This is a genomic window from Vibrio sp. YT-17 (assembly GCF_033337375.1).
GTDB lineage: Bacteria > Pseudomonadota > Gammaproteobacteria > Enterobacterales > Vibrionaceae > Vibrio > Vibrio alginolyticus.
Map to the genome: position 1 here is coordinate 1 of NZ_JAWOQP010000039.1, position 25864 is coordinate 25864.

Annotated in this window: 24 protein-coding genes; 9 read left to right on the forward strand and 15 right to left on the reverse strand. The window is 46.1% G+C overall.

Going from position 1 to position 25864, the window contains the following annotated elements; translation table 11 throughout:
- Positions 1–131 precede the first annotated feature (131 nt).
- The 6 genes from arsJ to rhtB all read right to left on the reverse strand — a co-directional run bounded on the left by arsJ (position 132) and on the right by rhtB (position 5511).
- Positions 132–1349 carry an organoarsenical effux MFS transporter ArsJ gene (arsJ, locus tag R7F67_RS22760; protein ID WP_005378722.1) on the reverse strand — a complete coding sequence of 406 codons (1218 nt, stop codon included), beginning with the start codon at positions 1347–1349 and terminating at the stop codon, positions 132–134.
- 254 nt (positions 1350–1603) lie between these two features.
- A complete protein-coding gene (locus tag R7F67_RS22765) occupies positions 1604–2098 on the reverse strand; it encodes a cyclin-dependent kinase inhibitor 3 family protein (protein ID WP_005383629.1) in 495 nt (164 codons plus the stop codon).
- A gap of 13 nt (positions 2099–2111) precedes the next feature.
- Positions 2112–3113, reverse strand: a complete 1002-nt coding sequence (locus R7F67_RS22770; RefSeq protein WP_318057393.1) for an ArsJ-associated glyceraldehyde-3-phosphate dehydrogenase — start codon at positions 3111–3113, stop codon at positions 2112–2114.
- 42 nt (positions 3114–3155) lie between these two features.
- On the reverse strand, positions 3156–3491 hold the full coding sequence (locus R7F67_RS22775) for a metalloregulator ArsR/SmtB family transcription factor (RefSeq protein WP_005378730.1): 336 nt from the start codon (positions 3489–3491) through the stop codon (positions 3156–3158).
- Between the two features lie 154 nt (positions 3492–3645).
- Positions 3646–4869, reverse strand: coding sequence for an EAL and HDOD domain-containing protein (locus R7F67_RS22780; RefSeq protein WP_005378731.1), 1224 nt, complete (start codon positions 4867–4869; stop codon positions 3646–3648).
- A gap of 24 nt (positions 4870–4893) precedes the next feature.
- Entirely contained in the window at positions 4894–5511 is a 618-nt protein-coding gene (rhtB, locus tag R7F67_RS22785) for a homoserine/homoserine lactone efflux protein (protein WP_005378732.1), read from the reverse strand.
- A gap of 65 nt (positions 5512–5576) precedes the next feature.
- On the opposite strand from rhtB, the gene R7F67_RS22790 reads away from it, so the two are divergent.
- Positions 5577–6587 (forward strand): alpha/beta fold hydrolase, encoded by a 1011-nt coding sequence (locus R7F67_RS22790; protein WP_005378733.1) that lies wholly within the window; start codon positions 5577–5579, stop codon positions 6585–6587.
- 244 nt (positions 6588–6831) lie between these two features.
- Positions 6832–7656, forward strand: coding sequence for a Cof-type HAD-IIB family hydrolase (locus tag R7F67_RS22795; protein WP_017636084.1), 825 nt, complete (start codon positions 6832–6834; stop codon positions 7654–7656).
- A gap of 50 nt (positions 7657–7706) precedes the next feature.
- On the opposite strand, the gene R7F67_RS22800 is transcribed toward R7F67_RS22795, so the two are convergent.
- Entirely contained in the window at positions 7707–8177 is a 471-nt protein-coding gene (locus tag R7F67_RS22800; protein ID WP_005378735.1) for an EVE domain-containing protein, read from the reverse strand.
- Between the two features lie 47 nt (positions 8178–8224).
- On the opposite strand from R7F67_RS22800, the gene R7F67_RS22805 reads away from it, so the two are divergent.
- The gene (locus R7F67_RS22805) at positions 8225–9775 is read left to right on the forward strand and encodes a COG3650 family protein (protein ID WP_238852830.1); all 1551 of its coding nucleotides are present in this window, start codon (positions 8225–8227) and stop codon (positions 9773–9775) included.
- On the forward strand, positions 9775–10371 hold the full coding sequence (locus R7F67_RS22810; RefSeq protein ID WP_025768162.1) for a tRNA-uridine aminocarboxypropyltransferase: 597 nt from the start codon (positions 9775–9777) through the stop codon (positions 10369–10371). The genes R7F67_RS22805 and R7F67_RS22810 overlap by 1 nt, the downstream gene beginning before the upstream one ends.
- An 83-nt stretch (positions 10372–10454) precedes the next feature.
- Here the strand turns inward: R7F67_RS22810 and R7F67_RS22815 are convergent, their stop codons facing one another.
- The 7 genes from R7F67_RS22815 to lptM all read right to left on the reverse strand — a co-directional run bounded on the left by R7F67_RS22815 (position 10455) and on the right by lptM (position 17700).
- Positions 10455–12941 (reverse strand): EAL domain-containing protein, encoded by a 2487-nt coding sequence (locus R7F67_RS22815; protein WP_213908258.1) that lies wholly within the window; start codon positions 12939–12941, stop codon positions 10455–10457.
- Positions 12942–13079: 138 nt separating this feature from the next.
- Complete coding sequence (yigB, locus tag R7F67_RS22820) at positions 13080–13796, reverse strand: 5-amino-6-(5-phospho-D-ribitylamino)uracil phosphatase YigB (RefSeq protein WP_047104010.1); 717 nt, start codon at positions 13794–13796, stop codon at positions 13080–13082.
- A gap of 8 nt (positions 13797–13804) precedes the next feature.
- Complete coding sequence (xerC, locus tag R7F67_RS22825; RefSeq protein ID WP_005378742.1) at positions 13805–14737, reverse strand: tyrosine recombinase XerC; 933 nt, start codon at positions 14735–14737, stop codon at positions 13805–13807.
- Entirely contained in the window at positions 14703–15434 is a 732-nt protein-coding gene (locus R7F67_RS22830) for a DUF484 family protein (protein ID WP_182016945.1), read from the reverse strand. The genes xerC and R7F67_RS22830 overlap by 35 nt, the downstream gene beginning before the upstream one ends.
- Positions 15428–16258, reverse strand: a complete 831-nt coding sequence (dapF, locus tag R7F67_RS22835) for a diaminopimelate epimerase (RefSeq protein ID WP_005378744.1) — start codon at positions 16256–16258, stop codon at positions 15428–15430. Before dapF ends, R7F67_RS22830 begins: the two co-directional genes overlap by 7 nt.
- Before the next feature lie 10 nt (positions 16259–16268).
- On the reverse strand, positions 16269–17522 hold the full coding sequence (gene lysA, locus R7F67_RS22840) for a diaminopimelate decarboxylase (protein WP_005378745.1): 1254 nt from the start codon (positions 17520–17522) through the stop codon (positions 16269–16271).
- Between the two features lie 61 nt (positions 17523–17583).
- On the reverse strand, positions 17584–17700 hold the full coding sequence (gene lptM / locus R7F67_RS25180) for an LPS translocon maturation chaperone LptM (RefSeq protein WP_005378746.1): 117 nt from the start codon (positions 17698–17700) through the stop codon (positions 17584–17586).
- A 74-nt stretch (positions 17701–17774) separates the two neighbouring features.
- On the opposite strand from lptM, the gene cyaY reads away from it, so the two are divergent.
- Positions 17775–18089 (forward strand): iron donor protein CyaY, encoded by a 315-nt coding sequence (gene cyaY, locus R7F67_RS22850; protein WP_005383391.1) that lies wholly within the window; start codon positions 17775–17777, stop codon positions 18087–18089.
- A gap of 69 nt (positions 18090–18158) precedes the next feature.
- On the opposite strand, the gene R7F67_RS22855 is transcribed toward cyaY, so the two are convergent.
- The gene (locus tag R7F67_RS22855; protein ID WP_053350817.1) at positions 18159–20687 is read right to left on the reverse strand and encodes a class I adenylate cyclase; all 2529 of its coding nucleotides are present in this window, start codon (positions 20685–20687) and stop codon (positions 18159–18161) included.
- Positions 20688–21033: 346 nt separating this feature from the next.
- On the opposite strand from R7F67_RS22855, the gene hemC reads away from it, so the two are divergent.
- The 4 genes from hemC to R7F67_RS22875 are packed head-to-tail and all read left to right on the forward strand — an operon-like array spanning position 21034 to position 25113.
- Positions 21034–21972: a hydroxymethylbilane synthase gene (gene hemC / locus R7F67_RS22860; RefSeq protein ID WP_005383388.1), complete on the forward strand. Its 939-nt coding sequence runs from the start codon at positions 21034–21036 to the stop codon at positions 21970–21972.
- A 2-nt stretch (positions 21973–21974) separates the two neighbouring features.
- Positions 21975–22703: a uroporphyrinogen-III synthase gene (locus tag R7F67_RS22865; RefSeq protein ID WP_054577267.1), complete on the forward strand. Its 729-nt coding sequence runs from the start codon at positions 21975–21977 to the stop codon at positions 22701–22703.
- A gap of 17 nt (positions 22704–22720) precedes the next feature.
- A complete protein-coding gene (locus R7F67_RS22870; protein WP_054577266.1) occupies positions 22721–23932 on the forward strand; it encodes a uroporphyrinogen-III C-methyltransferase in 1212 nt (403 codons plus the stop codon).
- On the forward strand, positions 23932–25113 hold the full coding sequence (locus tag R7F67_RS22875; RefSeq protein ID WP_054577265.1) for a heme biosynthesis protein HemY: 1182 nt from the start codon (positions 23932–23934) through the stop codon (positions 25111–25113). Before R7F67_RS22870 ends, R7F67_RS22875 begins: the two co-directional genes overlap by 1 nt.
- Positions 25114–25864: the final 751 nt, after the last annotated feature.

A 25864-nucleotide genomic window follows, 5' to 3' on the forward strand; every position in this document is an offset into this window, starting at 1 on the left:
TGAGTAGTTTTACAGGCAAAGCCGAAACGGATGATAACCACCTACTGAAGTAGGTGGTTTAGGGCTGAAAACAAAAATGGCTCCGATTTGGAGCCATTTATACCATCTACAGATAGCGATACTGGGGGTAGTTACGCAGTAGCAACATTAGCTTTTGGCAACTTAATTGAAATCAGCGTCGTCAGTGCCAAGAAAGCAAAAGAAACCCATAAGCACGCTGCAAGACCAGCCTCTTGGTAGATCCAACCCGATAATACCGTGCCAATCAAACGTCCCATCGCATTGGCCATGTAGTAAAAACCGACATCCAACGAGACGCCATCGCCTTTAGCGTAGCTCACTATCAAGTACGAGTGCAGCGAAGAGTTAATGGCAAACACAGCGCCAAAAATCATCAAACCTACCACAATCACCAATTCAGGCTGCCAACCGATTTGCACACCATAAGCAATACCAGCCGTAATTAACGCTAGGATTCCTGCCCACACCAATGCTGCACTACCATCAGGCACACGACCTTGCGCTTTGCCAGTAATACGCGGCGCAAAGCCTTGCACAAACCCATAAGCAATGACCCACGCTGCGAGAAAGCTACCAACCCACAAGTGATCCCAACCAAACACGCTACCAAGATAAATAGGCAGAGCAACGACAAACCACACATCACGAGCACCAAACAAGAACATGCGTGCTGCGGATAAAATGTTTATCGATTCAGACTTGGAGAATATTTGGCGAAACTTAGGTTTACTCTTTGCTTTACCCATGTCCGCTTCTAGCCAGATCATGCTGCAAACAAACACTAATGTAAGTACACCCGCCATAATAAACATCGAGTTTTGAAAACCCACCCAAGACAGCAGCAAGCCACCAACAAAAAAGCCCGCTCCTTTGAGTGCATTCTTCGAGCCAGTCAAAATCGCTACCCATTTGTAGAGCGCACCTTGCTGTTCGTCTGGTACTAGCGTTTTAATCGCGCTCTTAGCACTCATTTTGTTCAGATCTTTGGCAATCCCCGACAGAGCTTGCGCTGCCATCACCCAAGGAATGGTCAGCCATGCATTTGGTACTGCGAGCATCAGCAACGCAAACACTTGCATCGCTAAACCAATGTTCATGGTTTTATTTAGGCCTAACCTTGCGCCCAACCAACCACCAACCAGGTTTGTCACCACACCAAAAAATTCATAGAAAAGAAACAGTGAGGCAATAGCTAACGTGGAATAACCTAAGTCATGAAAATAGAGCACCACCAGCATACGCAGTGCGCCATCGGTCACCGTAAAGTTCCAATAGTTAAACGTCACTAACATGTACTGACGAATACTTTTGCTTAATTGAGAAATCATATTGACCTCATATGTACAGCGATAGAAGCATTTAGATCATCATGTTCTAAATACTTCCTAACCTGTACAGCAACATTGACCAATACAATGTTGCTGTGATTTTCAAAAAATGCCCCAACATCAATAAAAAGCAAAATACACCTTAAAAACAATGCATTAGTTAATATTAATGGCTTTTCTTGTAAACAGTCGTATCCTGAAGAAGCTCGAATTTAGCTTTTGGATCATAATGAACCAAAAGCTATTTAAGCTGATCAAGCGTCTTGAGCCACGCGTTCGATGTACTCAACTTGCACAGGTTTTGTAAATGCACCTGGGCGCAATGCCTGCACTTCTCGCACGATATCTTCTAACTGCCATTCCTTTTCTAGGAGTAGGTGAGCAGCGAACAAACCTGTGCGCCCCGAACCACCCATACAATGCATCGCAACTTTGCCACCTTGAGCAAGAATCGCGTGCAGTTCCGGACTGGCTTGTTGCCACTTCGTCGCAAATTCTTCATTTGGTGCGCAGTCGTCTTCAATCTCGATCTGGAACCATTTCATACCCAGTTGCTGAGTGGCTTCACCCAATGCAGAGACATTCTTCGCAGCTAATTCACTATCATCTAATGCAGTAACGACCGCTTGAACACCCTGCTCTTTCAACTGTTCTAACGACGCATGCAAATCGACACCTTTCGTTCCTGGGCACGGTGTTAAGATTAAAGCACCGGAGTCCAAATCTAATTGCCATGTAGGATGAGACATTGTGACCCCCTTTTTAAGCCAAACCAACGTTACGAACCAGCTCTGCTGTGCGCGTTGCATAACCCATTTCGTTATCGTACCAAGCGTAAATCTTAACCATACGAGAACCCACAACCATGGTTGATTGCGCATCAACGATGGTTGAACGTTGGTCGCCTTTATAATCGATAGAAACTAAAGGACGCTCTTCGAAGCCAAGGATGCCTTTCAAATCACCTTCAGATGCTTCTTTTAACAGTGCATTCACTTCTTCTGCTGTGGTATCACGCTTCACATCAAAAATGATGTCTGTTAACGATGCGTTTGCTAGAGGTACGCGAACCGCATGACCATTAATTTTGTCTTTTAATTCTGGGAAAATTTCGACAATCGCCTTCGCGCTACCCGTCGTGGTCGGGATAAGGCTCATGCCGCATGCTCTTGCACGGCGTAGATCTTTGTGTGGCGCATCCAAAATAGTTTGCGTATTCGTCAGGTCGTGAATGGTCGTAAAAGAAGATTGTTCGATACCCAATTTCTCATGAATGACTTTAACCACAGGTGCGATACAGTTAGTCGTACACGAAGCTGCTGTCACGATACGATGTTTTTCAGGGTCGAAAATATGGTCGTTCACGCCCACCACAATGTTCGCAATACCTTCTTCTTTCACAGGTGCGCTTACCACGACACGTTTCACGCCTTGCTCTAGGTATTTGTTTAGGAATGATGTTTTGCGATGTACGCCTGTCGCTTCAATCACAACATCACAATCAGACCAGTTCACCGCATCGATATCGCGTTGTTGAGTCGTGGCGACACGCTTGCCGTTGATGACGAGCTCACTGCCTTCGACCTGAACTCCATAATGCCAACGACCTTGCACTGAATCGAATTCTAATAAGTGACCAAGCGTAGCGGCGTCACCTGCGACATCGTTGATTAACACAAACTCCAATTCTGGCCAATCAAATGCCGCTCGCAGCGCTAAGCGACCAATTCGGCCAAAGCCATTAATTCCTACTTTAATTGTCATAGTTTTACCCTCTAATCTTCTACCTTGAATCTCTATTCGCTGTTAACAGCAAGCCTCACGACTTTTATCGTGTAAGCGTGTGATGTCGTCTTGGTATTCCTGCTTCAAACAGTTTGATGCCACTAAGTCTTCAATTAACTTTCGCATCCAACCTGGTAATTGCTGTGATAACTCGTAATACACCCATTGTCCTTGGCGTTTATCCACCAAGATGCCACTGGATCGTAACTGAGCAAGATGACGAGAAACTTTCGGCTGGCTCTCTTGTAGAGCAAACGCCAAATCACCAACGCAAGTTTCACCTTCACGGGCCACGAGCATTAAACAACGTACGCGTGTTTCATCGGATAACAGCTTAAAAAACTGATGTGGAAGCATAATGAACATACCTATATATGGATATGCGTATATGTTTATTTAATTAAGATATATCGTCAAGAGGAAACCGTCCATCGTCATAAAAGTTTCACATCTAACGAACAGCTTGATTGTAAAGAGAGAGATTCAAAGAGATAAAAGATAAGACAAGAAATTATGCAGTCGCGATGCTTTGACTCCAGCGAGCCGCTTCACCTAAGGAGAGCTTCACTTCCTCTAAAGGCAACCCCAATTGCATCGTGATTTTTTCAACCCCTGACCAATCGGCACGCTCGTAGCACTCTTCGAGGGAAATAAGTGCACCATAAACCCCTTTGCGATGTAATAGCGCTTGTTGTACTGAATGACTAAGCGGTAACTGCCTAACTAAAGATTCCACCGAAAGATCCAGCAGCGCATCTAGAATCGACAGCAAACCAACCATGAAACCTTGCTCGTTGAGGTGAGAGAATGGCTGATAGCGCGACATCAATTGGCAAAATTGAGCTCGTTGCAATGAAAGGTGATACAGCTCTCGAGGCTTGTTACTGGAGATATACGATGCCACAACCAAAGAGACAAACTGCTTAAGGTTATCCTGGCCAAGATAAATCAATGCCTGACGAAAAGAGCTGATTTCGACAGCCAAATTCGGCGCTTGCGTATTTACAAAACGCAATAATTTATATGACAACGCGACATCTTGCGTAATGATGGACTCGATACGAGTAAAGTCAGGCTCAGGAGCACAAACTTCACGAAACAGTTGCAATGCCAACACTTGCTCAGGACTGACGTATTTAGTCTGCGAGACGAGTGGCTTGCTAAAAAAATAACCTTGGAAAAATTTAAAGCCAGCCGCTTTCGCTTGCTCAAACTCTTCTGCGGTTTCAACACGTTCTGCTAAAAAGTGGTATTTGACGCGTTTGGCCAGGTGTGTTTTGACCAGTTCACAGGCCTTTTCGAGCCCCATCGCCATAATGTCGAGCTTCACAATATGCACATATGGCAAAAAACGACGCCATTCTGGTGTTAGGGTGAAGTCATCCAAAGCGATCAAGTAACCTTCTCGATAAAACTCACGAATCGCATCAAGAAGCTCATCCGTAGGTTGGCACGTTTCCAACACTTCGATGACAATTTTGTTTTTCGGCAAACTGCGCGGCAAACGTCGCACCAAGCTTTGATGAGGAAAGTTAATAAAGCATCTTGAAGAGGCAATCACTGGGTTAGTACCCAGTGATAGGAAGTTTTCGACGATCAGTCGGTATGTCGCTCGATTTGAATCAATATGTGAAGGGTATGCGTTACTCTCCCCGTCTCGAAACAACAATTCATAACCCAGCGTCTGTCTTTTTCGGTTAAAGATCGGCTGGCGAGCGACATACGTTGTATTCATGCTAAAGAAGGACCTATAAATGGCTTATGACTTTGCAGCTGCTAATAATGCACCACAACCCATGAACATTGAACCGAATACTTTGTTTATTTTTCCCATGATTTTATCGGAGCGAATAAAGCGTCCCATTTGTGCTGCCAAGCTCGTGTAACCCAACATTACACACGCATCAATCACGACTGTAGTGACGCCAAGCACCAACAGTTGCGTGATTTGGTCTTTTGCCGGGTCAATAAACTGCGGGAACAACGCCACCAGAAAAACAATCGATTTAGGGTTGGTGAGGTTAATCAACACTGCCTTGTACAACAGCGCCGTGCCTGACATCTCGTTGTGGTTTTCAGCTGCGACTAAGCTTGATGTATCGCGCCATTTCTGAATCCCCAACCAAACCAGATAAGCGGCACCAACCCATTTAATGACAGAAAATGCGGTTGCTGACTGCGCGACAAGCGCACCAATACCCGCCCCCACCAGCGCGATGTGGATAACTAAACCAATTTGTAAGCCAATAATGGCACCCAGTGATTTACGGGTACCGTAACTCAAACCATTACTGATTGAGTTCACCGTGCCAGAGCCCGGAGCCAAACTAAAAACGATTGCTGTTACTACATAAGCTAACCAGACATGGGTATCCATTGCATTTCCTCACTAATTCTTCGATGATACATCGCGTAAACAACGTATCTTCAGGTAATCAACTAATGGCGACTAACCATTCACCTTTGACTTATACTCAAGAGACATTATTTGAGCAAGCAATTGGTGGTCCGATCGCAGCACTTTGGCAAACTCGCCAAGAGGGCTTTGTTAAAGGGACTGAGAAAAAGAACATTTACTGGTGCAAGCTAACCAACCCAGAGCATAAAAAAGCCGTGCTCATCGTAAATGGACGCATTGAGTCTTCCTGGAAATACCAAGAGCTGTTTTACGATCTCTACCGCCAAGGTTTCGATGTCTATTCCTTTGACCACCGCGGACAAGGTTTATCAGATCGTTTATTATCTGACTCAGATATGGGTCACGTCTATGACTTTACTGATTATATTGATGATATGGACATCGTCGTAAAAAAACACGACCTTAGCGAATATCAACAATGCTTCATCATCGCGCACTCTATGGGCGGCGCGATCGCCACACGTTACCTGCAAACTCACCCAGAACACCCTTTTACTGGTTTGATTCTAAGTGCGCCCATGTTTGGCATTAACCTGCCATGGTACCTATCACCAATAGCGATTCCGGTCACACAAATTATGTCAGCGGTATCGACTTTGCCACGCTATGCACCAGGACATCAGGCCTACTTCCCTAAGCCCTTTGAAGATAACCCACTTAGCCAAAGTTACGGCCGCTACCAATGGTTCCGAAACCTATATACGGAAAAACCGGAACTGCAAGTCGGTGGGCCAAGCACTCGCTGGGTTTGGCAAGGGCTCATGGCCGCTAAGCAGTGCTTTTTATTAACTCGCCAAGTCAAAATACCAGTAATCCTAATCCAAGCCGGAAACGATCGGATTGTTAGCAACCTCGCGCAAAAGCGTTTTATTGATAAATTGCGGAAAACCAACCCGCACGCGGAGCTGCTTTCCATCGAAGGCGCACAGCATGAAATCTTATTCGAGACCGACAAGTATCGTAATCAAGCGCTCGATGCGATTTTCCGCTTTATGAATGACCCTAAATCGCCATCAAACGAACAAGCACAATAAGAACTCTAGGCGACCATTTCACGACTAAGATTAAAGAGGAAATGTCTACACATCGATTTACCCTCTTTTTCATCCTCATTTTGGCGTACACTGCTTGAACTTGGCTACTTTGACACAGTGTTTAACCGCATAGTGCTACGGGCCCAAGTTCCCCCGCATTCGGAGCAGTACGATCTAGTCAGTCTGCTGTACTCCGTTTGCAATTCACCTGTTCCACACTATCCAAACCGTTTACGAGGACTTCATGAGCACATCGCTACCTTGCAAAGAGATCACCAAAATCGTTGCCTCTGATCTGGATGGCACGTTACTCGCACCAAACCATCAGCTCAGTGCTTACTCAAAAGAGACGCTAAAAGCGCTGCATGAAAAGGGTTATACCTTTGTCTTTGCAACCGGCCGTCACCACGTAGACGTTGCGAGCATCCGTCGCCAAGTTGGCATTCCAGCTTATATGATCACGTCGAATGGTGCCCGAGTGCATGACCAGGAAGATCAGCTAATGTACAGCGAGAATGTCCCTGCGGAACTGGTACAAGGCGTGATCGACACGATCAAACATGATCAAGAAATACTTATTCACATGTATCAAAATGATAGCTGGTTGATGAACAAGGATGATGAAACGTTACGTGACTTCCACGATGAATTCACTTACGTCTTATTTGATGAAGACCACGCCCCAACTGACGGTATTGCGAAAGTTTTCTTCACGCATCCAGGAGAAGACCACGAACGTTTGGTCGTATTTGAAAACAAACTACGTGAGCAGTTTGGTGATAAGCTGAACATCGCATTTTCAACGCCTTGGTGTTTGGAAGTAATGAGCGCTGGCGTGTCTAAAGGCCATGCTCTTGAAGCGGTAGCGAAAAAACTCGACCTCACGTTAGAAAACTGCGTAGCATTTGGTGATGGCATGAATGACGTAGAAATGCTGTCGATGGCAGGTAAAGGGCTAGTTATGGGTACATCACACGAAAAAGTGATGAAAGCTCTACCAAATAATGAAGTGATTGGCAGCAATGCGGAAGATGCGGTTGCACACTACCTACAAGAACACTTGCTGTAAGCTTCAATACTCCAAATTATGAAGGGCTGCACATTCGCAGCCCTTTTCTTTTATCGCTGACTTGGCAGCTTCTCTTTGCCAAGAATCGCGTCCCATTCTTCTTCTGTCACGGGCATAATCGACAAGCGATTTCCACGTTTCACCAACGGCATGTTCTCAAGTTCTGGCATCGCTTTCATCACCGACAACGGAATCACTCGCGCCGTTTTACGTACAAACTCGACATCCACCATAATCCAACGCGGGTTGTCTGGGTCTGACTTTGGATCGTAATAATCGCTTTCGGGATCGAATTGGAAATGATCGGGATAGGCTTCTCTCACAACTTTAGCAATACCTGCCACGCCAACATGTTTACAAGAAGAGTGGTAAATCAGGACTAAATCGCCCACCTTCACTTGGTCACGCATCATATTGCGCGCCTGATAATTACGAACTCCCTCCCAACATGAAACCTTTTGGGTTCGAAGCGTGTCAATAGAAAAGGTATCTGGTTCAGTTTTAAATAACCAATATGCCATAATGCCATCCGATGCCGATTGAGTAACAATAATGAGGAAGATATAACATGAAGGCTTTGAAAAACCCAGTGGCGCTTGCCACCCTGCTGGTTCTGCAAGCATGTAGTTCACAGTCGCCACAATCTGGTGCCGCTGACCCAACCTCTCCACCAGCAACCTTAGATAAGCCTGAAACCATTCAACCTCAAACTTTTATGCTGCGCGGAAAAGTGATCGTCGGTCACGAGAGCCAATACATCATGCCTTGTGGCAGCGACAAGCAATATTGGTTGCAACTGTCACCACAGCAAATGCAACGAGCAATTCAGTTAAATAACGAGCCTTACCAGACCATGTATGGCGAGGTTATCGGCCACCTCAACCCACCGGGCATCGATGGGTTTTCTGCTGATTTCGATGCTAACTTTGTCGTGGAACAAGTGAACTTCCTCACAACGGAAAATCCAAACCGTTGTCAGCAACCAAACAAACCAACTCGCGTGTTTGGTAATGAGCCTTCTTGGTCGGCAAGCTTTGAGGCTAATGGACTAACATTCCAGCAAATCGGCAAACAAACCACAAAATTAGCGATTAAAAGCAGTCAGCTTCAACCTCGCCAGCGCACTTATCAACTACAAGATGGTGAGCTTCGCTTAACAGAAAACCTCTGCTCAGACACAATGAGCGATTCTTTGTATGGCTGGAAAGCAACACTAAAACATGATGGCGAGACGTATCAAGGTTGTGGTATGGCTGCAAACGTCGATGCAACGCTTGGCTGGGCTAATACCTATGTCGCGACCTCAACCCAATCACAAGGCTTTGAAGTACAAATGACCTTAAACCCAGACCATAGCGCCACAACAAAATACCGTTACGCCAATGGACAAGCACCATTAATCGAGCGTGGTTACTGGCAACAGTTAAGTCCGTATCAGGTTCAAGTTGTCATGACGCATCATCAACAGCAAAGGCTAATGTCAGAGCGACTGTTTACTCGAGAAGGCAATCAGCTCAAAGCGACCAAAGAAAAAGTCGGTAACTTGGTATACCCAATCGCCGATGGTGGTTTAGTCCTTTATCCTGCCACCGTTCGTGATGAAGGCATCATGCAACCAGCCGAAAAACGCACCAACAACCCCATCGGTAGTGCTGACGTCCCTTCTAGTGCAGAGTTTGATTCAAAAGTAGATGCCGCGGTGCGCAACTACTTCTTTATCCATCAAACCACCCCCAACAATAACCAATACCGTTGGCTAACTTACGACCTCAACAGCGATGGTAACGAAGAGCTATTGGTACAGTTGGATTGGTGTGGTTCCGGAGGCTGTACATTGCTGATATTTGAACATCACGAAAAGGAATGGCGATTTAATAGCCGCATTACACTAGTGCAAAGCCCGATTATGCTCGGCCAACAAACCTCTCATGGTTGGCGAGATCTGATTTTTAATGTCAGCGGTGGCGGAGCTAAAGCGGCTCAACACGTGATGCAATACACTGGGGTTAGCTACCCACTCAACCCAAGCATGGCGCCAACGGCAACGCCGAACCAAGTCAGTGGTGTGCGTCTGTTCTCTGATGGGATAAGCCCGGTGCGCGAAGGAGTTCGTCTGTAATGTCACAACCGTGTCCAACCTGCGGTTTTCAATTCAATTGTATGTGCTCGCTAATGCCGAAACTTACCAGTGAGCACAACATCCTGCTGTTAATGCATCCGAATGAACTGAAGCGTGATACTAATACCGGCCAGCTACTAGAGCAGTGCCAACTCAACATTGAGCGAGTAATCTGGGATCGCAAACAGCCACCAGCAGAATTGCTCACTCTATTAGCTGATCCGTCGCGGTATCCGGTGTTGCTCTTCCCCTGTGAAGAAAGTATCACACTCGAAGATGTGGTACTCCAAAGCCAGCAACAAACCAAAACTCCGCTGTTTATTATTTTGGATGCCACCTGGCAAGAGGCGCGCAAGATGATCAATAAGAGCCGTTGGTTAGAAGGTATCCCTACTATGGGATTGTCTGCGTCGGCGGACTCACAATATCAGCTGCGACGCAACCAACAACAAGGTAACTTGTGCACGTTTGAAGTCGCTGCACATTTGCTCGGGCAACTTGGAGAACAAAACAACCAACAACAAATGCAGCGCTTTTTTGCCCATTACCTCGCTCTGTTCCAAGCTGAAAAGAGTGGACACGCTCTTAAGCGTTAAACATTAAGCTCAGTAGAAGAACCAAACAAAAAACGCAGCCTACGCTGCGTTTTTTACGACAAGAAGTTTCACGTGAAACATCATTAAAACAGTCGAGTCGGCTCGCCAAGATAGTAACCCTGCAAATAATCCACCCCCATGTCTTGTGCAATGGTACACACCTCCTGATTGTGGACGAACTCCGCCACCGTCTCCGCGTTAAACACCTGGCACAAACGCACCAACTGGGAAGCGATCTTGCGCTGTTTTAAGTCTTTATCAATATCACGAATCAAGCTGCCATCGAGCTTTATGACTTCTGGCTCCAACTTTAGGATTTCATCGATATTCGAATAGCCGGACCCAAAGTCATCAACAATGATACGCGCCCCTAAGCTTCTAAAATGACTGCACACTTCTATCATTCGGCCATAGTCTTTGATCTGCTCAGATTCCAGCACTTCTAAACCAATTCGCCTTGGGTCATTTAGCTGGCTAATTTCATGCTCTAAAAGTATTAAAGTTTTATCACTGAGCAAATCTTGCGGCGATAAGTTTATAGAAAAGTCACCTTGCTTATCTCGCATGTAATGCAACGTAGAATGAATCATGTGCCGACTTAGTCGAGTGTAAAGATGCGTATCAGAGATAATTGGCAGAAAACGCCCTGGCGCAATCACCGTTCCATCGGCTTCCAGAATACGAACCAAACATTCTTGGCTTGCCAATTTGTGGCTACCCGCATGCACAATGGGTTGGCTATAAGTGATGATGTTCTGTTTGAGAATGGCTCTACTAACGCAACTTAGCCATCCAAGTTGCTCTTTACGCACATCCTCACTGACTTCAATATCTTTCGCATTACAGATATGGGTATTACTGCGTACACCGGAGCGCCTCGCTTCGATGCCTTTGAGTAAGAGCTCATCTACTGAAGCGGATGGAAAATCTCGACGACTCACTAAGCCGCCGCATAGCGAGATAGAAAGATAATCTATTTCACGTAGGCCAATTGGCTCAAAATTAGTTTGTTCTACCGCGTCAGCAAAACGCGCAAAGTGCTGTTTGATGGTCTCGCTGCTTTGATCAGCTTTAAATATGAACGCCCATTCACCAACCCCAATACTATAAAGCTGCAAAGCCGTTGGCATGCCGAAACGCTTTCGTAGTCGATTCGTAAAGTGCATTGAGAGATCTTTGAGTAATTGATCTCCCACTCGGTAGCCGTATTTTTCGTTGATATGACTAAAGTTAAGTAGCTTTAGAGTCAACAAATGCTCATCCAAATCGATGTTACTCAGCCGCTCTTGCAATGCGACCCGGTTTTGTAACCCTGTACGACTGTCGCGTCGATAGCTTTCTTGTAACTTGCGCGTTTGGCGATCGAGTTGATATCCCATATGCGCGTTCATATGGTTGAGATCGCCGATCGCATTTCGAATCAAGCTAAACAACGGTGAAATAGAGGAGCTAACGGGCGACTTAGGCAAGTTCAATGTTTGCACTTCGTCTCCCTCTCGCATCGCTAAATACGTCAGGCTGTGATGAAGAATTTCGGGCTGACCAATACCACCATGCAGTTCCCCCATACAGTAACTACCAAACGTCGTCGCAATATCTTTGAAGGCTTGGACTTCGTCGCTGCTGTCAATAAAGTCTAACCGTGACGCGCAGTTAAAAATCATAACGACTTCAGGTTGGTGCATGGCTAACTCAACCACACCATGCCGCACTTGCTCGAGCGTTAACGAGGGATGGTTATAGCAAAATTGCACTTCGTCACCAAGACACCAGGGCCTGTCGAAGCTCATACTGCCATCAGCGTGCAGCTCCGTTACCGTACAAACTTCCTTTCGCCCTAAGCTTTCTCGATACAAAGGAAAGCTGAGCAGTTGACTCAGCGTCACGTCATGGCCATCCGCCAAGTAACGCTTGTATACTTCCAGCGCTTTCTTCTCACCTAAACAATACAAGCGCGTTCCTTTTGCATGAGTGACTTTGTGTGGCATGCCAATCGGGTTCCATTCCGAATACGCATCAGTCCATAGCTTCAAGGTATCACTGTGCAAAGCTACGGCAACCACAGCGTTATCGTAAACTCGGTTTTGATATAGCACCCAGCAGCCATCGTCAATACTCTGCGCCAACCCTCCAGAAATCACGACTTCTTCACTGGCGAAGGTTTGAAACAAGGGATAGTCACGTCGTTCAATTTGCACAGCAAAGCTGAGGATCACCTGTGAATTATGCTGCATTAGAAGAGAGCGCTTGAGTTCCCCGCCATCAATGTCAGGGGAGTAAGAGTATGTTTGTACCGCAGAAGTCAGCGTGGTTTGCTCAAATTCAATCACACTCACTAGGCAACCAGAGGTAAATATCTCCCCTTCCAGAATTACATTACGCGTACTATGCCCCATAACATGAGCATTCGGCAGCGACGACAAAACGGCGTCTGCAAGTGTGGTCGTAAATTCGCGCGATTGCGTCGACAATATTTGTACTAAATATTGTTTATCTGAGGAAATTGGAAAAGTGACTAAAAAGTCATTCAGTTGACTGACATCGTGAACCAGTTTTGAAAAAGCTCGCATGGACCTACCACTGCCGTAACACTATCTTCACCACGACGTGTGGCGTTACTATTTTTATTTAATAGAGAATAATTTACGTGGCTTTGCGCTGCTTTTCTAGACACAAAATGAGATTAGAATGGATTAATGCGAAAGCAATTAAAAAAGTGTGAGTAACGGCTGCAAACTATTGATTTCAATATCAGGTAAAGTACGTGTTTTTGAATGGTTAATGACATTTTTATTCATATCATTAAACCAACAGGCTGCAAAACCAGCCAACTTTGCACCATGCACATCCGTGGTTAGGTGATCACCGACATGCAGAATATTCTCCGCAGGGATATCCAAGAATCGCTTCGCTTTAGTAAACATATCGGTTGCGGGTTTCGCCAATCCATCTGGTCCTGCTTTAAGTACCTGTTGGAAATAAGGCGTAAGACCGATGCGGTCTAAATCCACATTACCGTTGGTGATTGCCACCAACGGGATGTGCTGCGTGAGTTCCTCCAGTACATCGAGGCTTTGCTGCGGCACTTCAAAACGGTTACGCCAGTCCAACGCAACGTCTACTGCGGCTTTCGCAGCGGCATGTGCTGCGTCTTCGTCGTAGCCTACTTGGGAGAAGGCTTGCTGAAGTTGCACTAAACGCCATAAAGTGACATCGCTCTTCAGCTCGGGTTGTTGCTGCACAACTCGCTGTTTGAGAGCAAACCAATCCGCTTTGTTCATATGAGCAACCGCTGGATGATGGTGCTTGAGCCAAGATAGCAACTCACGCTCCATGCGAACGATCACAGGATAGTTGTCATAGAGGGTATCATCTAGGTCAAAGGTCATTGCCTTAATAGGCTCGATACGGCGATAAAATTTCATACTTCGGCTCACTCCCCGTTCTTTTTGCGTGCGCGTGGGTGGGCTTGGTCGTAGGCTTGCGCCAAATGTTGGAAATCCAAGTGCGTGTAGATTTGGGTCGTCGAAATGTTCTCGTGCCCTAAAAGCTCCTGCACCGCACGTAAGTTATTGCTTGATTCGAGCATATGTGTCGCAAATGAGTGACGCAATTTATGCGGACTAATATGGCTTGCGACAGACTGTTTCTGCCCCCATTCAGCCATGCGTTTTTGCACGCTACGATGCGAAATACGCGTTCCGAGCTTAGATACAAACAAGGCGGGCTCACCTGGAGCGGCTAAATCACCACGAACGCGTAGCCACTTCCCAACCCACTCGGTTGCCATCCCAGAGAACGGCACTTTACGTTCTTTATCGCCTTTACCAATAACACGAAGCTCACCACTACGCAGTTGTACGTCACGTACATCCACACCCACCAGTTCAGCCAAACGTAAGCCGGCGCCGTACATCAGCTCCATCATGGCGCGATCGCGCACAGCCAACGGGTCGTCCTCGTTGACTTCAAGTAATTGGCTCACTTCGTCAACATCGAGGTTTTTGGGCAACGGGCGTTTTTTGCGAGGTGCTGAAACCCCTTTGGCTGGGTTAGCCGACATCTCGCCACGCAGAATAAGGAAATCGAAAAAACTACGCAGCGATGAGAGTCGCGTTGCCAAACTGCTGGCTTTCATGCCTTCTCGCATGCCCTTACCTGCTAATTGGCGCACCCAACCAGCATCCACTTGAGACCAATCTTTGAGCCCCATTTCAGCTAAGTGCTGCGCCATAGTTTCTAGCTGCTGTTTGTAATTGCGCTGAGTATGTAGGCTAAGCCCCTTTTCGCTTCGTAAGAATTCATAGAAGCGCTCAAGAGGCTTTTGCAGACTATTTGGTAGAGGAGTGTTGGGAGTTGTCGTCATCGTAACTTTGCCATACCAGTGTTTGAGCGAGATGTGCCACTACTAATGATAGGTGACGCAAAAACAAGGTATCCATATCTGGCTGAAAATGGCCGCCATCTTCACTAGAAAAAGCAAGCACGCCCAGTGTTTGCTGTTTCACGAGCGGCAGTACCACATAGGACCCCATTTCCGGCACTTCCATGTTGCCAAACAAAGCTTCACGATCCACTTTGCGAAGACGTCCTAAGTACGCATCTTTGCCATTTAAGTGAGTGGTCGCAAAGCGTTGATAACTTTCCTTACTCAATTGAATCGATGCGTCGCATTGACTAAACAATCGAACAAACGCACGTAAGCCCAATGCTTTGGCTTTCTCTTCGATAGAATGAATGACTTGTTTAAAGTCACCACACTTTAGAATCTGCCCCTGCAAATCCATAAATTCGTAAAAGGTGCGATCATTGTTCGCCGCAAGCGACATTAGTGTAGTGATCTCTTCCTCTAACTCTTCAATGCGCTGACGTTGGCGATTCATTTGGATGTGTACCAAAGATACCGCGCCTAAGTCTGAGTGTGGGAAAGATAAACGATCCACAAGCTCCGGACGTTGCACAAAAAAGTCTGGATGATCTTTGAGGTACTCGGCCACTACTTCAGCCGTTAAGGCATCTGCTTCTACTTGAGACAAAGCGTTTCCTTTTTCTTCAACTAGCAAGACAATTGACCATCAAATACATGCGTTGTAGGTCCGGTCATAAACAACGGCTTGCCAGGGCCTTGCCATGCAATTCGCAATTCACCACCAGGTAGAGAAACCTTAACGTTTTCATCCAACAAGCCCTGCAGAATCCCAACCGCGACTGCCGCGCATGCACCACTACCACAAGCTTGTGTCTCTCCTGCGCCTCGCTCGTAAACTCGAAGACGAATATGGTCACGACTCATCACCTGCATAAAGCCAGCGTTGACGCGCTCTGGGAAACGCTCATGCGACTCAAGCAGCGGACCGAGAGTTTCCACTTCTGCCGTATCCACATCGTCGACCACGGTCACTACGTGCGGGTTACCCATGCTCACAGCACCACAAAACAAGGTATTGTCGCCTGCTCGCATGATGTAAGTTTTCTCTTTTTGCTTCGCTTTGAAAGGAATTTTGTTCGGTTCAAACTCTGGCACGCCCATGTTGACCGTCACTTCCCCATCATCTTCGATGTTGAGAATCATCTTTCCTTTCTTGGTGCTCACGCTGATGCTGTATTTATTGGTCAGCCCCTTCAAGCGAACAAAGCGGGCAAAACAGCGTGCACCGTTACCACACTGTTCAACTTCACTACCATCGGCATTAAAAATCCGATAATGGAAGTCGGTTTCGGGGTCGTACGGGGCCTCTACCACAAGCAATTGGTCAAAACCAACGCCAGTATGACGATCCGCCAAGCGGCGGATCAGGTCTTGCGAGAAAAACACGTTCTGGGTAATACAGTCGACGACCATGAAGTCGTTGCCCAAACCGTGCATTTTGGAAAAGTGGAAATGCATTTGTTGTGTGTTACTCCGGTAGAATCTGTTCCAGCTGCCACAAACTGGTCAGCTCCTCACGCTGGCGAACTAAGTGGCTTTGTTTACCGTCCACCATCACTTCTGCCGCTCGGGTACGAGTATTGTAGTTCGAAGACATCACAAAACCATAGGCACCTGCTGAACGAACCGCGAGTAGATCACCTTCTTGCAAAACGAGTGCGCGATCTTTACCCAAGAAGTCGCCGGTTTCACAAATAGGACCAACCAAGTCGTAAGTCTGAGCTTCACCCTTTCGCGGTGAAACTGGCACAATATCTTGCCATGCTTGGTATAGCGCAGGACGCATCAAGTCGTTCATTGCAGCGTCGATAATCGCAAAGTTTTTATGCTCAGTATGTTTTAAAAACTCAACACGCGTTAGCAAGATACCTGCGTTCGCAGCAATTGCACGGCCTGGCTCAAAGATCAGCTCCAAGTCTTGGTGATTTTCAAGACGACCAAGTAACGCTTTGGCGTAATCAGAAGGCTGAGGTGGTAATTCATCACGATAGACCACACCCAAACCGCCGCCGACATCAAGGTGACGAATGTTAATGCCTTGCGCTTTTAAATCATCAATCAGGGCTAATAAACGGTCTGTCGCGTCGATAAATGGGTCTATATTGGTCAGCTGAGAACCAATGTGGCAGTCGATGCCTTGCACATTCAAGTTCGGCAGGCTTTGCGCGAATTTATAAACATCTGGCGCACGATCAAACGCAATGCCGAATTTATTGTCGCGAAGACCAGTCGAAATGTAAGGGTGTGTTTTCGCGTCGACATCTGGATTGATACGCAGAGAAATTGGCGCAATCACACCAAGCTCACCCGCAACCTTGTTCAAACGTTCTAGCTCTGGCTCAGATTCAACGTTGAAACATTTGATACCTAGCTCAAGAGCGCGCTTCATCTCTGCCGGTGTTTTACCAACACCAGAGAAAACGACTTTTTTCGGATCACCGCCTGCGGCAATCACACGCTCAAGTTCACCACCCGACACGATGTCAAAACCCGATCCCAAACGCGCTAGCGTGTTCAATACGCCTAAGTTTGAGTTGGCTTTCACCGCGTAGCAAACCAGGTGAGGATGCTGACCCACAGCACTATCAAACGCCTTCCAATGGCGCTCTAGCGTGGCTCGAGAATATACGTAAAGAGGAGTGCCATATTGCTCTGCAAGAGCTTGAAGTGGGACGTCTTCGGCCCAAAGCTGGCCATCATCCTGATAGTTGAAGTAATCCAAAATTCGCTTCCCTTATTTTATTCGACTGCTGAACCCTAATTTCACCCTAAGGTGCGGTTATTTATTGTGATTGCTCATTCTGTTGAGTGTCATCTGGAATGTATAGTGAGCCAGACTGACCACACCCCGCTAAGGTCGCGGCAACCATCACAAACAACACAGTAACTAATTTTTTCATTTCGCATATCGTGATTATTGAATCAATGCCCCCTATAATCGCACCACACTCAGGAAAAGCAATAGGATAGACGGATGAACGATACTGAATTTCATCAACTGGTGGATGCGCAGATGCAAATCATCGAAGAATCCATCGATGATTCAGGCGCAGACATTGATTACGAAGTCACTGGCAACGTAATGACATTGGAATTTGAAGACCGCAGCCAAATCATCATTAATCGCCAAGAGCCGATGCATGAGATCTGGCTAGCGTCCAAATCTGGTGGTTTCCACTTCAAACTTATTGAAGGTAAATGGACCTGCTCAAAAACGGGTATGGAGCTATTTGAAATGGTGAAGCAAGAATGTGAAAAGCACGCGGGCGAAGCCATTGATTGGGCATAATTCTGGTCAATCGTCACCAAAACAAAAAGAGCACCGAAGTGCTCTTTTTGTTTATTGATACGGGTTTAATTACGCGTTCACAGTTTTGGTCGGGCGACTCGGTGAACAACCGTCATTACGGTAAGGAATGATATACGCATTCCCCTCTTCAGGGTGAATAATTTGATAGTACTGAGGCAGGTTAAAGTTAATAAACTTCGACGCGACGCGACTATCGTCTTTTACCGACGTGTAGAAACTGTTTACAGACGAAATCATTTCATCTTTGGAGCCACTAAATTGGTGGTACACTTCCACTTGATTTGACTCATCCAACACATAAATATTGAAGCCATCTTCGTTATCTTCAAAGAAGAACTGCACTAGACCTTCACTGGCAAACCCATCCACCGCTTCAGGCATTTGATATTCTTGCTCACGATCGAGCATTAACAGCGGCGAGCCTTTGAGTTTGTTAGTGGAAATGCTGCGGTAGAAATCGATGGAATTTTCTAGCTTCTGCACCGACACACCACGACGTTCAAAGAACAACCCATAAGTCTGGTTACCAAGACGCATCGCTTTAAAGCGGCGACGTTTCTCTTGCTCTACTGGTTTCAAGCGTAAGTCGATACATTCAGCTAAAAGCTGGTAAACCATATTGCGCATCACACCACGCATGTTCTTCGCATAGCAGAACACATCCACTGATTCTGGTGGCAACGCATCTTGGTGCATTTTGCCCAAAATGGTTTTCAGTGCATCCAGCATCGCCGTTTCCCCTTTGAAATGCAGCGTACGCACTTCATGCCAAGAATTACGGTAAACAAGGTCAACACTGCCGACTAAATTTTTATGTTCTGGACCAAAGCTAAAAATATCGGTGTTCTTAACATCCACTTTCAACGAACGACCAGAAAGTTCAGACGTCGGATCATTTTCAAAGTTGATGAACATCGCAAGCTGGCTTATTTCACAAGGACTCGCTAGCGCCTGCATAGATGGACGACGCTTACGCAACGCAAAAGTATTTCGTAAGTCACTCACCATTTGGTAAAACTTATCAATATCTAGCTGCGCTTCACGTACCACGGCATGTAAACGAGTCGATTCAGTGATCAAGCCATTGAAGAATGCCCAAGCAACCAACTTACTCAAGTATTCATGATGCTCTAGATATGGTTGCCCCAAAATGCGGTGCGCAATAAGTGGTTGTTTATAGAGGTACCAACCAGACTTGTTCACTCCCCCTTTTTTCACTTCGATAAAGCTCAAGTCAGGCTCGTGCAGATCAGGTGAAATCTGTGGGTTTAGTAACGTTACTTTGCCCGGCAATACTTCAAAAGCCGCGTAAAGTTTACGGGCCAAAATACTGATGTCTTGCGGACTGATAGCAGAAGTGATGTCGTTACGACGCGCAAATTGAATCAAGTTACGGTAGCTTTGCATCAACGCATCCAGCAATGCATGATGTACCACCTTTACTTGTTCAACCTTCCAATTACGGCGGTCATCGAGCTCTGCAACGACACTGGCGTCCCAATTCCATTTTGCAATCATATCGCTCAGCGCTTCACGACGCCAAGCTACTGAGCCAACATTCGGCTCACGAGATAGTTTTTCATGGGTTTTGAGATAGAAACAGCGACGCACTAAATCCAAACGTGTATCGTCTTGAATTCGCTCTAAGTAACGGGTTACTTTTTCCAACATTAAGTAGTACGCATCCATGCCATAGAGATCAGGCTCATGGGCAAAGAAACGACGTTTAGTGTCGATGCTTAACAATTGAGTATGCGGGTATTCCCACGAGTAAGCTTCTAGCAAGATGGCTTTTAATACCGATTTGTAGGGAGAATCGATGCTTTTGTATAACTGCCACAAGTTCGAGCCGAAGTATTCTTCAGCAGGAATGCAGTTCAATTTACCAAAGTCGATCCATTCACTACAGTCGATGTAACCATCACTGCACAGTTGAGAAACGTACTCGTCGTAACACTCTTCCATTTCTGGCGGCACGATTTGCCATAACAAACGCTGTCCGGCAATACGCACCGCACTACGATAGAATTCATCTAGCAAAAGTAAGTGCTGAGATGAACCACAGTTATCACCTGTCATCTCCTCAGAATGATTGCTTCTAAAGCGCTCTTTATCCATTAAGAAAAAGTTCGCTTCCACGCCTTTGCTTTGTGCCCAATCCGTGATGAGTAGGCATTTATTGGTCAATAACTCGCGTTCGTCACAATCCATCTCTGGTGAAATACACACCCAAATATCCAAATCACTGGAAGTACTTTGACCAATCGAGGAGGTACTGCCCATGGTGTACAAACCCAATATAGCGGGCTTTTCTACCGTCTTGAGCGGCTGACCAATGGCAAGTTGAATATCATCTATGAATTGTTGCTGAATGCTATTTAGTTCAAGCCCATGCACACCAAACGGGACATCGGCATCATAATAGCCAGGAATTACAGGATGGTTGTAGTTCAACAAGGCAGGAATCAAATGGAAGACTTGCTGGCTTTGCGAATCCATAAGCGCCAGCGCGCGATCAACTCGCTGCTGATTCAAATTATCTAGTCGCTGGATGATTTTTTGGGTGTAAGCCTGCAAGGGGAATTCCTTGGTTGAACAATCACGAAAATCTGCTGACGTTTTAAACCAAAATGGCTTAAAAACGTGATCAATTTAACACTTTTATTGGTGCGGGTAAAGCTTCACGCCCGCGTATCACTCTGGATACAAAACCATACTTTAGTCACAAAATTAATCGCGCGGTAGTGTCGCTCTTATTACCTATTACTAATAATAGTCCTTAGTCTAATTGAGAATCCAGTCACACTATTTTCATAACGTCATGTAATTCCATTCATAGCCTTCAGAGATAACGAACTAACAGTAAGCATTTCTTGATGACAATGGTAGGATAAACCCAAATCCAAACAGCATTGAGAAGATCATGACACAATCCACACCGATTCGCATTGCAACTCGAAAAAGCCCTCTTGCTTTATGGCAAGCTTACTTTGTTAAAGACGCCCTTCAAGCCGCTCACCCTGGCTTGGAAGTCGAGTTAGTAACCATGGTGACCAAAGGTGACGTGATTTTAGATACACCACTAGCAAAAGTTGGCGGCAAAGGCTTGTTCGTAAAAGAGCTTGAAATCGCGATGCTAGAAGGACGTGCAGACCTCGCCGTTCACTCAATGAAAGACGTACCCGTCGATTTCCCAGAAGGCCTTGGCCTCGTGACCATTTGTGAGCGTGAAGATCCTCGTGATGCCTTCGTCTCTAATACCTATAGCCACATTGATGAGCTCCCTCAAGGTGCCGTGGTTGGTACTTGCAGTTTGCGCCGTCAATGCCAACTGAAAGAATATCGTCCGGACATCATCATCAAAGAGCTTCGCGGTAATGTGGGCACTCGCCTTGGTAAGTTAGATGCGGGTGAGTATGATGCAATCATTCTTGCTGCGGCTGGCCTCAAACGATTGAAGCTTGAAGAGCGCATTCGTAGCTTTATCGAACCAGAGCAATCACTACCAGCGGTAGGGCAAGGTGCTGTCGGTATTGAGTGCCGCCTTGACGATGAAAGACTGCTTAAGCTGCTTGAGCCACTTAACCACCAAGACACCGTAGACCGCGTTTTGTGTGAGCGCGCAATGAACCTTACGCTAGAAGGCGGCTGTCAGGTACCTATCGGCAGCTATGCCCTGCTAGACGGCGACAACATTTGGCTACGCGCATTAGTTGGCGAACCAGATGGCAGCGAAATTGTGCGTGGTGAAATTCGTGGCCATCGTAAAGACGGCGAAGCATTAGGAGTGCAGCTAGCCAATGAGCTGCTAGATAACGGCGCTCGTGAAATCCTAACTAAGCTGTACGCAGATCACGAATAACCATGGCAGTGTTGGTCACTCGGCCGGGAGAGCAAGGCAGCGCGCTTTGCTCTCTGCTCGAAAGGCACGGCATTTCCGCATATCACCATCCTCTGATCGACATTGTCGCCGATCTCACGAACACGCACCTCTCTAAACATCTACATCAAGCTCAAATTGTTATCGCTGTTAGTCGACATGCAGTGCAATGTGCACAGCAAATCTTAGCCAGCAACGGGATGTCATGGCCGAAACAAGCTATTTACCTTGCCGTTGGTCAAAAAACAGCACACTATTTAAGCAAATGTACCCAACAGAAAGTACACTATCCCCAAGTCAGTGATAGTGAACACTTATTGCGACTGCCAGAGCTCAACAATGTGGCACAACAACAAGTTCTTATCCTTCGTGGTAACGGCGGAAGAGAGCTGATCAAAGATGCATTGGTGAGGCGTGGCGCAAAAGTTCACTATAGTGAGACTTACAAGAGAGAATTCATCCCATTCGATCCAGTAAGCTGTATCTCACTATGGAAAAACCTACAAATTAACCAGATTATTGTCACCAGTGGTGAACAACTGGATTATTTGTGCAGCCAATTGACGTCGGAGCAATTGACTTGGCTTAATCAACAAGAGTTGTATATCCCCAGTCAGCGTATCGCTGACATCGCAATTCAAAGGGGGTTCACTCGCGTGAGATGCACGGGAAGCGCATCTAACCAAGAATTACTGGCGGCTCTCCAGCCCTAGCTACACAGGATATAGGCATGACAAGTAAAAATAACGACCAAAAAAATAACGATAAAAACCTTTCCGAAGAAACCTCATCGGCACCGCTAGTCGAAAAAACCACATCGCAGCAGGATGCGGACCTTAAAAAAGAGCAACCACAAGCGGCCGAGCCCCCAAAAACAGCAGAACCAACCAAAATCGAGTTTGAAGAAAAACAAGGCAAACGCGGTGTCAAACTAGGCACGGTCGCTATCATCTTATCGATTATTTTTGGCGGTGGCCTCGCGTACAAGCTGCATCAACAGCAAGCCGATTACCAAGCGCAGATCGCCCAACTAAAAAGTCAGCTAGAAAGCTCTCAAGCCTCCATGAAGCAAGAGCTCAGCCGGGTACAAGAAGAAACCATCGAGAAAGCAACGACCGTGACACACAAAGCGGAAGTGGTACTGGGACAGCAACAGAAGAGCATTGAAAGCTTACAGCTCGCCGTTGCCGATGTGAAAGGTCGTCGACCAAACGACTGGCTATTAGCGGAAGCCGATTACCTCGTCAAATTAGCCGGCCGTAAACTGTTCTTAGAGCATGACGTAGAAAGCGCAACTCAACTGATGGAAAGTGCAGACCAACGCATTGCAGCGCTGAATGACCCTAGTCTCGTCAAACTACGTAAAGCAATGGCGAACGATATCACCAAACTTCGCACTATCCCGCTAATTGACCGTGATGGATTGGTACTACGCTTAACTGCCCTGCAACAGCAAGTAGACAAGCTCCCTCTCGCCAATGCACTGCTACCTGAAGCTGAAGCCGTAGAAAACACTGAAGTATCTGAAGATATCGCAAACTGGCAAGATAACTTAATGACCTCTTTGAAGGACTTTTCAGAAAACTTCATTACCTTCCGCACGCGCGATGGTAACGTCATTCCACTGCTTTCTCCTGAGCAACACTTTTACCTGAAAGAAAACATCAAAGCCAAATTGGAAACGGCAATAAAAGCGGTGTACCAAGAACAAGGTGAAATTTACACCACATCTCTAAAAACAGCCGACAAATGGGCATTAGCTTTCTTCAACCAAGACGATAATTCCGTTAAAGAGTTCAACAAAACGGTTAACCTGCTAAGTCAGCAAAATATTCAAGTGGAATACCCAACAAAACTGCAAAGTCAGTCTCAACTATCAGATGTCATCCGTGAACGCCTACGTCGTGAAGTCACAACGATGACAGGCATGGAGGATAAGTAATGTTTCGTCTTATTTTCCTATTTGTTGTACTAGGCGCAGGACTATTTGTTGGCACCCAGTTTTCTGGTCAGCAAGGCTATGTACTCATCTCCATTGCCGAGAAAACGATCGAGATGAGCGTAACGACATTAGTGGTTTTCGTTATCGCTGCACTCGCAGGTCTTTTTCTGCTTGAGTACCTGATTAAGAAGTTAGTTTATGCTAGTTCTACAACATGGAACTACTTCAGTGTTCGCAAAATGCGCCATTCCCGCCGATACACCAATGAAGGCATTATTAAACTTCTAGAAGGTGACTGGAAAGGTGCTGAGAAGAAAGTAACTCGCTGGGCAAATCATCACGATATGCCGCTGCTTTGCTACTTGGTTGCGTCTGAAGCCGCACAAGGCCAAGGTGATAAAGCAAAACGAGATCACTATCTAGAGCTAGCGAGCCAACAAGAGAACGCCCATCTCGCAGTAGAACTGACTCGAGCGAAACAATTTATCCGCGACAACGAGTTCGAGTCCGCTTTCGATACCTTGCAATCGTTAAAAAGTCAGTATGCGAGTAACTCTATTGTATTGAACTTGCTGAAAACAACGTACATGCAGCTAAAGTTGTGGCAACCTCTTATTGACCTCTTGCCACAACTAACCAAAGCAAAACTCATCACGGAAGAAGAACATGCAGAGCTGATTCAAAAGGCGCAGTGCGGCTTACTCCATGAAGTAGCGCAACAACAAGGTAGCGAAGGGCTTATCTCTCATTGGAATAGTCTCTCACGTAAAGTTAAACAAGACACACACCTCGTTGCCTGTTTTGCTCGAGAACTCATCACTCGAAAAGCTGATGCAGAAGCCTTTACCGTGCTAAAAGAAGCATTAAAAAAACAACCTGCCCCAGAGCTTTATCAACTACTGCCAGATCTAAATCTGCCAGATACCCACCCTGTCGTGGTCTTCTTAGAGGGCGTAGTGAAGAAAGAACCGGATAACGCCGCTGCCCATAGCGCATTAGCGCACTTCTATTTCTGTCAAGAGAAGTGGCAAGAAGCCCAGGATCACTTTGAGATCGCCTTAAAGCTTCGCTCTGACGTCTCTGACTATGCATTCCTAGCAGACACACTAGAGAAGCAAAATCTAACCAAAGCTGCTCACGAAGTCTCTCGTAAAGCTCTCACGCTCGTACAGAATGACTAACTTAAGATGACCTAACCAAGCCGACAGCTTACCTGTCGGCTTTTTTATTGCCTGCTATTAACCCTTCAGTCCTTAGTCATCAATATGTTTATCCAATTCATTGGCTCCCAAGTAGTTCTCAACTTCCTAGCAACTCACTATCGTTTCACTTTCCTCTTCTCTTTTGACTACTCTGATCCTGTCATTCCAGCAGAATCCAAAACAATTTTAAAAGATGCAGGAATACGTAACTTTAGCCTGTTGATGTATGGTTTTAAGACGTAGCTAGATTTAGGCAATAGAGCACACGCGTCGCTAGACTGAGTAAAACAAAAAGATACATCAGTGAAACAGTGGCTATTTGAGTATGCTTATTTGTTCGGTCTATCCAGTAAAAGGGGCTAGAGAAGCAATGGTAGTGCTTTAAGAGAACGATAAGGCAATAGATGGTTCAACACCTTAACAAAGCATCTCCAACAACCTTATCGGGACAGCATGCAGTGATGAGGATGAACAGCTTTAGAGGCAACTGCACTTCTTAGCAAAAATCAAAACGTCACAACCAAGACCGATACCAATATTACTTTGTCGAAAAGTAGATCGCATATGGAATTGATTTTTGGCAAGCACAGATAGAGTAATAAAGATGTGCGGAAATGAAAAAAGCCTCGCTATTTCTAGCGAGGCTTCTTAATAGTGGCGGAGAGATAGGGATTTGAACCCTAGATACGCTATTAACGTATGCCGGTTTTCAAGACCGGTGCTTTCAACC